This window comes from Mucilaginibacter auburnensis (assembly GCF_002797815.1).
Classification (GTDB): domain Bacteria; phylum Bacteroidota; class Bacteroidia; order Sphingobacteriales; family Sphingobacteriaceae; genus Mucilaginibacter; species Mucilaginibacter auburnensis.
This window is the reverse complement of sequence record NZ_PGFJ01000001.1, coordinates 77,262-88,929: the sequence shown is the minus strand read 5'-3', so window position 1 is coordinate 88,929 and position 11,668 is coordinate 77,262. Positions and strand designations below refer to the sequence as shown.

Genomic DNA, 11,668 nt, shown 5'->3' with positions numbered 1-11,668 from the left:
GGAGCTTATTTATATCAGCAGAATAGGGGGCTGCCGAATTGATCAATTGGTTTAAACCGTCTGTTAACTAACGGGCCTCTGCTTCAAATGGCGAAGCAGGTAAACCTTCTTTGTTATACAGATTGGCCTGGTCGGGGTTATTAGCCCACGCGTATCTTACATATACCGGTTTGGCAATTTCGTTGCTGGTAACAATAACTTCGTTGCCGTTTATTTGCGCTGTACCCCAAACAAACTTTTTATCGGCACCGGCTATGGCAAAGTGCCTTAGCTTAGTATCGTCTTTAGCTATTAAACCGCTTCCGGTATCAGTAAAAGTTAAAACAATTTTGTTGCCATCGGCACGGGCGCTTTGTAGCACCGGACCGGAGGTCACCATATCCTTATGGCCATACGCCAGCTTTTCGGCGGTTAAAGCCAAACGTTCGCCAACATCTTTTTTATTGCGTGGGTGAATATCGCCCCATTCACCAACATCAATTAAAACAGTTAAACCTGTGTTAGGCACGGCGATGGCTGTTTTGCGTTGCGCTTCGCGCAGGTCGGCCCAGCCGGCTTCGCCGGGTAAATAGTTTACTTCCTGGTAATTGGGTAGTTGCGCAATAATAAATGGCAGTTTAGGGTCGTGCCAGGTATCGCGACAGTTGTTAATGAGTTGTGTTAGCAAAGCCTGATACTCCTTAGCTTTGGTAACGTTTGATTCTCCCTGATACCACAATGCCCCTTTAATGCGGTAGTTGCCGACCGGAGACACCATGGTATTGTATAAATAAGTAGGCTGGTTCGCTGCATTATAGCCTTCCAACTGTGGCAGCTGCGGCCAGTAAGCCTGACCAACTTTGTATTGCCACTTGCCGCTCAGTTGCAAAGTATCACCACCCGAAATTATATAGTAAGGTTTATCAGGAACAAAGCCGCCAAGGGTTGATGAGGTATTGCTGATACGGGCAACAATTACGTTTTTACCCGGTACTAAAAGCCCCTCTTTCAATGCATACATACGGTTACCGTATTGGCCATTGCTTCTGCCAGCTAATTGTCCGTTGATGTAAACTTCGTCATTATCATAAATTCGACCGAAATACAAACGGGCAGCTTGTTTGGTGAATGATGGCGGAACGTTGATCTCCCTGCGATACCAAACCACGCCGCTGAAATTGTTTAGTCCTTGTCCGCTCCAAAAGCCCGGCACCATTATGTCTTTCCATTTATTGGGTACATAACTTTGCTCATACCATTTAGGCGAGTCGGTTAGGCCCTCATCTAATTGCCTGTTGGTGCGGATGGATTGTAAGCGGTTGTTCTCCGCATTATTCCTGTTAAGGCGGTTAACGTAGGCCGTATCTTTTAAGCTGTTAATGGTTTTGGTGATTTCGGGGAAGGATTTGTAATTCTCCTCACTTATCCAGGCCTCAACGGGTGTGCCACCCCAACTTGAATTGATAATACCCACCGGAACATGCTCGCGCTGATTGATCGACAAGGCAAAAAAGTAAGCCGCGGCGCTAAAACGGTTCACATTGGCTCCTGTAGCGGGTGTCCATTTACCGCCGGTTAGATCATCATGAATTTTGAGCGGGTCGTTGAGGTTTTTCGGAACCAAAAACTGCCTTATTTTATCGTTCTGGTTTTGGGCAATTATCTTTTCGTATTTCTCAGCTACATCGTTCATACCCATCTCCATGTTGGATTGACCTGAACAAAACCAAACATCGCCCAATAAAATATCTTTCAGTTCAATTTTATTATTTCCGGCGATGGTCATTTGATAAGGACCACCAACAGCCATGGGTTTTAACGCCAGCTGCCAGGTACCTTTAGCAGAGGTAACTGTTTTATATGTTTTTTTATTGAAGGTGATGGTAACCTTTTCGCCTGCATCTGCCCATCCCCATATTTTTAAGGGTTGGTCGCGTTGCAGCACCATTCCATCACTTATCAGCTTAGGCAATCTTACATCCGCATAAGCGCTGCCATAGCTTAGCAAAGCATTTACAGCAGCAACACATAAGATTTTAAAATAGCCTTTCATTTTAGTTGTTTCATTTAAATATTAAAGTGAAATACCCCGTTTCCACGGGATAAAATCATCTTGGCCGTGTCTTACCGCCGCCACTTCAATCTCGCCACTGGCAACGGCTACTACGTAATCTAAAATTCGTTCGCCCGCCTGAGTAATGGTTTCTTCGCCGTCAATTATGGTACCGGTGTTGATGTCCATAATGTCGCGCATGCGGTTAAAAAGCTTGGTGTTAGTAGCAATTTTAACCACAGGTGTAATGGGGTTGCCTGTTGGCGTTCCTAAGCCTGTAGTAAATAATACAATATTGGCACCCGAGGCTACTTCCGCCGTGGTTGATTCTACATCATTACCCGGTGTACATAATAAGTTTAAACCTGGTTTGCTCACTTTTTCCGGATAATCTAAAACGGCAGCTACCGGCGAGGTGCCGCCTTTTTTAGCTGCTCCGGCTGATTTAATAGCATCCGTTATTAAACCGTCTTTAATATTTCCCGGTGATGGATTCATGTAAAAACCTGAACCTGCCGCTTCCGCTTTTTCGTTGTAAACCGTCATGAGGTTATTGAAACGTTCCGCATCGGCAACAGAGACACAACGGTCGCTCAGGTCTTGCTCAACACCACATAGTTCAGGAAATTCAGCCAGAATAACTGAGCCGCCTAAAGCTACCAGAAGATCTGACGTATAGCCTATAGCCGGATTAGCCGATATGCCCGAAAAACCATCAGACCCACCACACTCTAAACCGATGCATATCTTACTTAGCGGTGCCGGTTTACGTGTGTTTTGATTGGCCTGTATCAAACCTGCAAAAGTTTGCTTTATGGCCGATGAAAGCAGGTCGGCTTCGGTGCCGGTTGCCTGTTGATCCAGAACATAAAGCGGCTTGTCAAAATTTGGCGTGCGTTTTAAAATCTCTTCCTGCAGTATGCTTACCTGCGCGTTCTGGCAACCTAAACTCAATACGGTTGCCCCGGCAACGTTGGAGTGGGTAATGTAACCTGCCAGTAAACCGCACAGCGCCTGTGCATCTTGACGCGTGCCGCCGCAACCGCCATTATGGGTTAAAAACTTAACACCATCAATATTAGGAAATAACCTTTCTGAACGCTGCTTTTGGGCGTTGGCATTAATATCGGCGTTTAAAATGTCTTCTATAGAGCTGCCACGTTTGTACAGGTCAACAATAGCTTCGGCCTGATTGCGGTACGCATTACTTTTGCCATAACCCAGTTCATCAACCAGTGCCTGTTGTAAAATTTCAACGTTGCGGTTCTCGCAAAAAACCATAGGGATAACCAGCCAGTAATTGGCGGTGCCTACAGAGCCATCTGCACGGTGGTAGCCGTTAAAAGTTCTTGATTCCCAGGCTGAAACATCGGGCTTGTGCCAGTCCAGCTTACGCTCGCCAATGCTGAATGTGCTTGATGCGTGGGCTATGTTAGCGGTGCTTAATAGTCCGCCTTTTTTAATATTAGCAGTTGTTTTACCAACTAACACGCCATACATAAAAATGCTGTCGCCTGTGTTCAGGTCGGTTAGGGCAAATTTGTGTTTGGCAGGAATAACTTCTGTTATGGTTATGTTTTCTTCGCCAACGGTTACCACCTCATTAGGGTAAAGGTCGGTCAGGGCAACTATCGCGTTATCAGCCGCGTGTATTTTAACAATCTTATTCATCTGCCTATACCTTGAAAGTGCCGTTTAACATCCCGTTTAAATTCTGCTGAACAGCTTCTGCTAATTGTGGCAAAGCGGTTAAGTCCTCACCCCATAATTGCGTATTGCTTAAAATAGATTGCGCCAGATCATCATGAGCGGTAGCGTTATAAATCTCAAAAATTACATCTGCTTTCTCGTCTTTATAATCGTACTCAACGCCTTTTATTTCAATGGCAAAACCGTTATCCGTTTTACGCAATTGGCTCATCAAGAACAGGTAAGCTGCAATGCCTTTGGTAATAGCAGCAGGCGGCGCGTTGAACAGTTGGTAATGTTTCTTCAATACCGGCAGTATGCGCATAACCAGCTTGGTGGTGTACTGCTGCGCTATGGCTGTCCAAAGGTGTTTTATGTACGGGTTTTTAAAACGATCTAAAACGCCTTCAGCAAATTCTTCGGCAAGTTGTTGGTCGGTTTCCACGGGCATTGCAATGCGTATCTCCGTCATGATCTGCCTTACATAAGCTTCGAAAGCGGTATCGGCAGTAGCCTGGTTCACCACATCAAAGCCAGAATAAAGCGCCATCGCGCAGCTTAAGCTATGTGTTCCGTTCAGCAATCTTAACTTCAGTTCGCGATGAACTTCAATATCCGGAATAACTTTTACACCATTGTCGGTTTGCTCAAACGAAAGGATAGACTTTACTTTTTCATTTCCCTCAATGGCCCATAAGCAATAAGGTTCCGCAACTATTAGTAACTCATCTGAATAACCATTGGCTTGTTCAAACGCCTGTTGTTCCTCTCGGGATGGCTTGCCGGTCACAATTTTATCTACCAATGAATTACAGAAGTAATTATGGTTATCAACCCAGGCCTCAAAATCAGCATCCAGATTATTGAACGCAATCAATTTCTTGATGATGGATTTAAGGATGGTGGCATTATTGGGCAGTAGTTCGGTGGGTACAATAACCAATCCGCTTTCGGCGCTTCCATTAAATGCTTTATAGCGATGATACAGCACCGCCAATAACTTGGCCGGGAAGGATGAAGGGGGTGTCAAACTGATGCTTTCCTCTTTTAGCTGGATACCTACTTCTGTGGTGTTAGAAACAACTACCTGTAAATCCGGACTTTCAGCTATTTTCAATATCGCGTCCCACTCATCATTAGCTATCAAAACCTGGCTTATAGCCGAGTTTACTACAGCTTCATTAACCAGCTCTTTATTTTCGATGCCCTTTATCAGCAGGGTGTATAAATTATCCTGTTCCGCAAAGGCGGTGGCGTCTCCCGCCGCGGTCGATTTTACAACGGCAATGCTTCCATTAAATACCGACTGCTTATTGGCTTTATCAATAACGTGGTCTATTAATCCGCGCAGTAAAACGCCGGTACCAAATTGTAAAACCTTAACAGGCAGGTTTAAGTTTTCGCCCGAAGGCATGGTCACGCCGGGCGCATTGATCTGCCCCAGGCTGTTTTTTGAAAGTTTTAAAAGCTGATTATATGTACTTGTTGTATCCGCACTCATTTTCTATCCTCAATATTATAATGATACTACCGCTTTAATTACGCTGGCATTGTTGGTCAGCCAGTTCTCAAACTCCACGTTTAGTGTATCAAAGCCTGTTCTGTGTGTTATATAATTTAAAGGCTTAACCTGGCCCTTTTTAATAGAATCAATAACATGTTCAAAGTCTTGACGGGTGGCGTTACGGCTGCTCATTAAAGTTCCTTCGCGTTTGTGAAACTCCGGGTGACTAAAAACAATTTCTTCTTTTTGCAGGCCGATGAGCACAAAGCGGGCGCCATGAGCCATGTATTGAAAGGCGGAGTTAATTGCCTTCTGGCTGCCGGTAGCATCAATAACAACCGTTGGCATTTCGCCGTTGGTAATGGCGCTGATCTGTTCCATAGCATTTTCCAACGCGTTAACGGTGTATTCAATGCCCAGGCTTTCTTTACAGAATTTAAGGCGATTTTCGTTAATGTCCATAGCGATGACTTTACCGCCGGCAATGCGGGCAAACTCCATGGTGCCTAAACCTATAGGACCAACACCTATCACCAGTACAAATTCGCCGGGAGTTATTCCGGCACGTCTTACCCCGTGCGCGCCAATAGCTAAGGGTTCAATAAGCGCCAGTTCATCATAACTCAGACCTTCGCCGTGTACCAATAAGCGCGATGGTATAGAATAATATTCCACCATGCCGCCATCGGTATGTACACCGCAAACCTTCATGTTAACGCAACAGTTAGGTTTACCGCTGCGACAGGCTATGCAATGCTCGCAATTTATGTAAGGGATAAAGGTAACACGCTCACCAATTTCAAAGCCATCGGCGCCATCGGCTTCAACTAATTCGCCCGATAACTCATGACCTAATACTCTTGGATAATTAAAAAAAGGCTGTGTGCCCCTGAAAGCGTGATAGTCTGTTCCACAAATGCCTATCCTTTTTATTTTAACAATGGCATTTCCGGGAGTTAAAACCGGTTGCTCAATTTCTTTGTACTCAAATTTTCCCGGTTGGGAACATACCAACGAATTCATTCTCTATCTTTTATAAACTATAAAACTTAACTGCATTCTCTCCCCATATCCTGTCTTGCTCTGTTTGACTAAAACGGGAGAAATAATTTTTAACTATATCGCATACTTGTGTGTAGGTGCCTGCAACGGTACAAACCGGCCAGTCTGAACCAAACATTAATCTGCCTGTACCGAAAGCGTTTGTAACAACCTCCATATAAGGGTGGAAATCTGCTTCGTTCCAGTTATTCCAGTTGGCTTCGGTAACCATTCCTGATACTTTGCAGTATACATTTTCAAATTTTCCTAAAGCTTTGATATCTGTGTCCCAACCAGCAATTGCCTTGTCTTTTATGTAAGGTTTTGCAATATGATCTAACACAAATTTCTGCTCAGGGAACTTAGCAACCATTTCGGCCGCGAATTTTAACTGATCAGGAAAGATCAGGATATCGTAAGTAAAATTGTATTTGTTAAGCAATGATATGCCTTTTAAAAATGCATCGGTCAGCATAAAATCACGCTGCGGCATGCCTTGCAATACGTGCCTGAAACCTTTTAATTTTTTAAACTGACTGTAATATTCCAGTCGCGCTTCAATGCTGGGGGATACTAACTCAACCCAGCCAACTATTCCTTTAACAAAATCATTGCCGTTAGCATTAGCCAACTGGAAATCATTCTCTGCTTCCGATTCATCTGATTGAACTACCACGCAGCCATCCAATCCATTTTCCTGTAATAGCGGAAACAAGTCCTGCGGCATAAAATCACGCTGAATAACCGCCATATCGTCGGTGATCCACGCGTCTCTTAGCGGGTTATATTTCCAGAAATGTTGATGAGCATCTATCCTTAACATGGCTTAATCAATTTTAAATAAAAAATCGCACTTGTCTATCAGCCCTTTGTCAACTAATGTTTGCCAAAATTGCTGTGGCATAACAGCGTTGGCCATGTCAACATTGTCCTTCACCCGCTTAGGGTTGGTAGTACTTAAGGCCACACTTTTTACGCCCGGCACTTTTAAGCCAAACGCCACACAAGCGTCTGCAGGCTTAACACCAAAATCACTACACACCTGGTTAAACGCTTCGCGCCATTTAACTAAGGCCTCGCCTTCGGGGGTGCTGCCATCAACCGGCTTGTAATCAAAATGACTACCGCCAATTAAAAAACCCGAATGGAAAACCGCCGAGTTAATAATGGGAACACCTTTAAGCTCCATCTCGGCCATAAAATCTAACAATTCCTTTGGGTGACTTTTAATGGTCATGCTGTTGGCTACCATTATCCAGTCCAGTTCCACATCTTTAGCTATGCGTACAATATAACGCCAGTCTTTAGCGCCAATGCCTACAGATTTTGCTTTGCCCGCGGCTTTCAGATCACGCAGAGCACGGTAGGCATCTAAAATATCCTGGTAACGTTTCTGTTCATCTTCGGGGCTTTCGGCAGCCATTAAATATTCGTCGGGATCATGAACCGATATCATCTCCGGTGTGTAGCCATTCAATAACTCGTTGCCCTGTTCAAAGCAATCCATCATGCCCTGATAGCTGATCATCTGCACCGCATCATGTTGCAAACCTATCCAAACACCAGGTTCAAAGGTCGGTTCAGGGGTTTTAAGTTCGGTGCGGTACCATGCCAGTTTGTTGCTAATCACCACATTCTCCGGCGCAACGCCCAACTCTTTTAAATGGCGACCAAGCGTTTCGAGCGCCAAACCTGCGCCGTATTTACCGGCAGAGTCAAAAACTACTTTACCGCCCGAATGCTTTACGCATTCCTTTATTATTTCATGCTTTACTTCTTCAGGCAGGGCAACAAATAAATTGCCTAATCCGCTGGTGCCAAAAACAATTTTTGGCATGTTGTAAACCGATGAGCTATTGTCAGCACTCATGCTGCTATCCTTTCTGTATTATTTTTTGAACCGTAAGCAGCATAATAAGTAATGTATAAGTAGCCAACCAAAGGTACAACCATGGCAATGGCCATGCTTGCAGCTTTTTCGGCAATCAGTCCCATTATTGGCGGCAACACCGCGCCGCCTACAATTGCCATTACCATTATTGAACCGCCCAGTTTGGCGTTATGTCCCAGATCGCGCATGCTTAATGCGAAGTTGGTTGGATACATTAATGACATGAAGAAGCTGGTGAAGAATATAGCCCAAACGCCTATGCTGCCCGGAATGAATATAGCTACGGCCACTAACGCTACGTTTATTATGCCATAAAGCGCCATTAATTTGCCGGGATCAACAAATTTCATAATGTAGGTTGCCGAAAAACGGCCTATACCAAAGGCTACCAATGTGCCAGTTAAAAAGTTGGCCGCGGTTTTTTCCGGCTGACCGGTGTAGTCCTGCACGTAGGTGATGAAAAAGCTCCAGGTGCAGGTTTGCGCGCCGCAATAAAAGAATTGTGATAATACGCCTTTATAAAAATGCGGAAAGCGCAACAACTCTTTCACGCTTGATTTATGCTGATGCTCATCTTCCTTCACCTCATCGCGGCTTTTAGGGAATTTTGACATCCCTAAAAATATACTCCATATAATGCCGAAGCCACCCAGTATCAGGTACGGGGTTACCACACGCATGGTCTCATCTTTTAAATAGGCATCGTATTCGCCGGCCAACTTCATGGCGGCAATTTTTGCTTCGTCGTGCTCAATGCCCGATAAGATAAATACCGAACCTACCACCACGCCTAAAACCGCGCCAATAGGATTAAAAGCCTGCGAAAAGTTGAGGCGGCGCTCGGCAGTTTCCTGACTACCCATTTCAACGATAAATATGTTGGCGCCGGTTTCTAAAAACGCAAGTCCCGATGCTATTACAAAAAGAGCGCACAAGAAAAAACCGTACTGACCAACTATAGCTGCCGGCCAAAACAATAAACAGCCTGCTGCAAAAAGCAACAAGCCTACAATTAAGCCAACTTTGTAAGAGTAACGCCTGATGATCCACCCTGATGGAATGGCCAGCAGGAAATAACCCATGTAAAATGCTGATTGTATGAGCCCTGCCTGAAAACGCGAAAGCTCGAATGATTTCATGAATTGTTTGATCAAAACATCATTCATGTTGTTAGGTATGCCCCATATAAGGAACAACATGGTTACTAATGAAAACGATATGACATTGCCCCTTGGGATAAAGCCTAACAGATCTTGGTTTTTTGACATTAATTTATGATTGGCTATAATTGATTGGTCCTCAAAATAAAAAGATAAATTCTGTTAACAATTATACCAAATTACCATATTATTAAGGAATATTACCATTGGACATTAGCAATGTTTAATTTGTCCGGATAATAAAAGTTTGTTTAAATACCTGTATAACAGCATTCTAAGTGTGTAATGTACACGCGTAAGTTGTATTGATTAAAATTTGCTTAATGGGAAATAACCGCAATGTGGCAGCGAAAATGTTAGCTTTCTAAATTTGAATTAGGAATAAAATGCTGCTTGTAAGCCAGCGGAGTTTTACCGGTTATTTGCTTAAAAACGGCATGAAAGGATGAAAAGTTATTGAAGCCGCTTTCATAACATAACTGCTTGATGCTGATCTCGTCTTCTATCAGCAATTTGCAGGCGTGGCTCACCCTTATTTCGTTAACAAACTGGAAGTAGGTTTTACGGGTTTTGGCCTTAAAATACCTGCAAAAAGAGTTGGGGGCCAGGTTAGCTATCTGCGCTATTTTTTCAAGCGATATTTTCTCTCTGAAATGGGTAAATGAGTACTCGTAAATAAGATTGATACGGTATTTATCGGCCTCTTCAAAGTTATACTTGAATCCTAACGATACCAGTAACTTGCCGCTGTTGGTTGAACCTATCAAAGCCAGTATCTCCATGAGCAAAACAATACGGGAATGCCCTTCGGATACAGATAGTTGCTTGATCAAATTAGATATGATAGGCTCTTTTTTGGCCGAGATCAAAATGCCTCTTTTGGCTTTCTCCAAAGCGCGTTTAATAATGGCGTTTTCGGGCAGGCTTAAAAAGGTTTTACTCCAAAAATCCTCGTAAAAATGAATAACGGTAGAGTAAGGATTGTCATTTATCTCTTGCGAAGGCTTTTCTTTGTCAAATTTGAAATAATGGGGCAGGTTAGAGCCTATTAAAATGATATCTCCTGCGCTGAACCTTTTTATACTATCGCCAATAAACTGCATACCCGACCCACGGTGCAGATAAATCAGCTCCACCTCGGGGTGAAAATGCCATCGGCTATTAATGTTAGGCTCACGATCATGCCTCACACTAAAAGAAAATGCAGATTGAGTAGAGACTTTTAGTAGTTCGGGTTCCATAATTAGTTGAGGTAAACATACCACTTTCACTAAATAATTTTAATGTGATGTTAATATCCCTTAATAATAGGGTAATTAAGTATAACGCTCTAATTTATTTTCCAAGTTAATTTGGTAACCAATTTGTAACGCCCGGTTAAATTGCCGCGGCTTTTATTAATCACTAATTAAATCATTAGCGCCTATGCAGTATACCAACTAAACAAGCCCACACTTGGCACTCTGCCAATTTGTTATTAACCAAGTAGAAAACCAAAAACTCAAAAAATTATGACTTTAAATTCGAAGGTCGTTCTTCGGGCATGGACGGTATTGTCTAAAAAATCGCTTGTTCCGATATCGTTTTCGTGCGTAGCTTTGGCTATTTTGCCGGGCGCCAACGCGAGGGCATCAATTAATGAAACCATTACAACGGCAAAATTATTTCAACAGCAAAGCTCAACCGTAACAGGTACAGTTACAGACGAGACTAATCAACCTATGCCCGGTGTGGCCGTTACCATAAAAGGAACTACAACAGGTGTGGTTACTGATGCTAACGGTAAATATTCCATTCAGGCTGCGCAAGGAGCTACCCTCGTTTTTTCGGTAATAGGTTACCAAAATCAGGAATTTGCAACCGGTAACGGTACCACAATAAACGTAAAACTTCAGCCGGTGCAAACACAACTCAGCGAGGTGGTTGTGGTTGGTTATGGTACGCAAAAGCGTGAAACGCTCACAGGTTCGGTTGCCAAAATAGATGGTGAACAACTTACCAAAAATCAGGCTGTAAACGTAGCAACCGGTCTGGCAGGCAGACTTCCCGGCCTGGTGGTTAATCAACGTAACGGTGTACCGGGATCAGAAGATCTTAACATCGTAATTCGGGGTGCAAGTACCTTTGGTAATAATAACCCACTTGTTGTGGTTGACGGAGTGCCCCGCGGTACCGGCGGTCTTTCAAGCTTAAACCCTCAGGATATTGAGAGTATAACAGTATTGAAAGATGGTTCGGCAGCTATATATGGTGCCAGAGCGGGTAATGGTGTAATATTAGTTACCACTAAGCCCGGGTCAAGAGGCAAAACGTCTTACAATTTATCCTATGTATTGGTATAACCAATCCTA

General features: G+C 43.6%; 9 protein-coding genes. 1 reads left to right on the top strand and 8 read right to left on the bottom strand.

Features of this window, described 5'->3' with window-relative positions; genetic code table 11:
* Positions 1-67: 67 nt before the first annotated feature.
* The 8 genes from CLV57_RS00345 to CLV57_RS00310 form a co-directional block, all read right to left on the bottom strand.
* Positions 68-2,032, bottom strand: a complete 1,965-nt coding sequence (locus CLV57_RS00345; RefSeq protein WP_100339389.1) for a sialate O-acetylesterase — start codon at positions 2,030-2,032, stop codon at positions 68-70.
* A 21-nt stretch (positions 2,033-2,053) separates the two neighbouring features.
* Positions 2,054-3,703, bottom strand: a complete 1,650-nt coding sequence (locus CLV57_RS00340; protein ID WP_100339388.1) for a UxaA family hydrolase — start codon at positions 3,701-3,703, stop codon at positions 2,054-2,056.
* A gap of 4 nt (positions 3,704-3,707) precedes the next feature.
* Positions 3,708-5,222, bottom strand: a complete 1,515-nt coding sequence (locus CLV57_RS00335; protein ID WP_100339387.1) for a tagaturonate reductase — start codon at positions 5,220-5,222, stop codon at positions 3,708-3,710.
* Between the two features lie 15 nt (positions 5,223-5,237).
* On the bottom strand, positions 5,238-6,248 hold the full coding sequence (locus CLV57_RS00330) for a zinc-binding alcohol dehydrogenase family protein (RefSeq protein WP_100339386.1): 1,011 nt from the start codon (positions 6,246-6,248) through the stop codon (positions 5,238-5,240).
* 10 nt (positions 6,249-6,258) lie between these two features.
* On the bottom strand, positions 6,259-7,089 hold the full coding sequence (locus CLV57_RS00325; RefSeq protein WP_100339385.1) for an amidohydrolase family protein: 831 nt from the start codon (positions 7,087-7,089) through the stop codon (positions 6,259-6,261).
* 3 nt (positions 7,090-7,092) lie between these two features.
* The gene (locus CLV57_RS00320) at positions 7,093-8,136 is read right to left on the bottom strand and encodes an aldo/keto reductase (protein ID WP_100339384.1); all 1,044 of its coding nucleotides are present in this window, start codon (positions 8,134-8,136) and stop codon (positions 7,093-7,095) included.
* Entirely contained in the window at positions 8,133-9,425 is a 1,293-nt protein-coding gene (fucP, locus tag CLV57_RS00315; protein WP_100339383.1) for an L-fucose:H+ symporter permease, read from the bottom strand. The genes CLV57_RS00320 and fucP overlap by 4 nt, the downstream gene beginning before the upstream one ends.
* A gap of 248 nt (positions 9,426-9,673) precedes the next feature.
* Positions 9,674-10,558 (bottom strand): AraC family transcriptional regulator, encoded by an 885-nt coding sequence (locus CLV57_RS00310; protein ID WP_100339382.1) that lies wholly within the window; start codon positions 10,556-10,558, stop codon positions 9,674-9,676.
* Between the two features lie 270 nt (positions 10,559-10,828).
* Between CLV57_RS00310 and CLV57_RS18520 the strand changes: the two genes are divergently transcribed.
* Positions 10,829-11,659, top strand: a complete 831-nt coding sequence (locus tag CLV57_RS18520; RefSeq protein ID WP_211290007.1) for a TonB-dependent receptor plug domain-containing protein — start codon at positions 10,829-10,831, stop codon at positions 11,657-11,659.
* Positions 11,660-11,668: the final 9 nt, after the last annotated feature.

Coding starts and splice junctions, on each gene's coding strand:
- CLV57_RS00345 (WP_100339389.1), bottom strand. CDS start 2,032: ATGAAAGGCTATTTTAAAATCTTATGTGTTGCTGCTGTAAATGCTTTG.
- CLV57_RS00340 (WP_100339388.1), bottom strand. CDS start 3,703: ATGAATAAGATTGTTAAAATACACGCGGCTGATAACGCGATAGTTGCC.
- CLV57_RS00335 (WP_100339387.1), bottom strand. CDS start 5,222: ATGAGTGCGGATACAACAAGTACATATAATCAGCTTTTAAAACTTTCA.
- CLV57_RS00330 (WP_100339386.1), bottom strand. CDS start 6,248: ATGAATTCGTTGGTATGTTCCCAACCGGGAAAATTTGAGTACAAAGAA.
- CLV57_RS00325 (WP_100339385.1), bottom strand. CDS start 7,089: ATGTTAAGGATAGATGCTCATCAACATTTCTGGAAATATAACCCGCTA.
- CLV57_RS00320 (WP_100339384.1), bottom strand. CDS start 8,136: ATGAGTGCTGACAATAGCTCATCGGTTTACAACATGCCAAAAATTGTT.
- fucP (WP_100339383.1), bottom strand. CDS start 9,425: ATGTCAAAAAACCAAGATCTGTTAGGCTTTATCCCAAGGGGCAATGTC.
- CLV57_RS00310 (WP_100339382.1), bottom strand. CDS start 10,558: ATGGAACCCGAACTACTAAAAGTCTCTACTCAATCTGCATTTTCTTTT.
- CLV57_RS18520 (WP_211290007.1), top strand. CDS start 10,829: ATGACTTTAAATTCGAAGGTCGTTCTTCGGGCATGGACGGTATTGTCT.